1 protein-coding gene is annotated in these 522 nt (G+C 60.2%); it reads right to left on the bottom strand.

Features of this window, described 5'->3' with window-relative positions:
- Nucleotides 1–135: 135 nt before the first annotated feature.
- Entirely contained in the window at nt 136–402 is a 267-nt protein-coding gene (locus tag F1735_RS38635) for a hypothetical protein (protein ID WP_167241494.1), read from the bottom strand.
- Nucleotides 403–522: the final 120 nt, after the last annotated feature.

The following is a 522-nucleotide window of genomic DNA, read 5'->3' on the forward strand; positions in this document are numbered from 1 at the left end:
CGCGCACGCCACGCAATGGGCGGCGTGGCGGCATGCGGATGTAGTTTTCATATGCGCGGTCTGGTAGAGCGAGCCACGGTCGGAGGGCCAGGTTCAGCGCCGCGACGTGTGTGGCGATTCGTGCGGACAAAGCCTTTACGCTGGCGTGTCGTCAGAGGCCAATGGCGTAATAACGGCTGTCGGATCGATGGCTTTGTAGGCCGCCATCAGCGATGCCGGCATGGTGCCGTCCTTGTTCGGTGTTGCGTACAGGACCACAGTGCCCGTGCTCGGCGTAAGCGGAATGACGAACGCGGCGATAGCGCAGATGTCGTGTTCCTTCAATAACTGTTCAATGCGTCCCCACAGTAGATCGATTTCATTCTGGAACACTTTTTGGACACCCCGATAGGTAGTCGACATATGGGGCCTTACTGGGACAGCTCGGCGCGGCAGCTGAGAGGGGCGGGCGAGGAGTGCGCGACGTTGAGATAAACGACTGCGCAGACGAGCACGACCAGGGCTGCGATGTAATGGCGCTTC

Origin of the sequence: Massilia genomosp. 1, from assembly GCF_011682185.1 — a bacterium.
GTDB classification, from domain to species: domain Bacteria; phylum Pseudomonadota; class Gammaproteobacteria; order Burkholderiales; family Burkholderiaceae_D; genus Telluria_A; species Telluria_A rubra.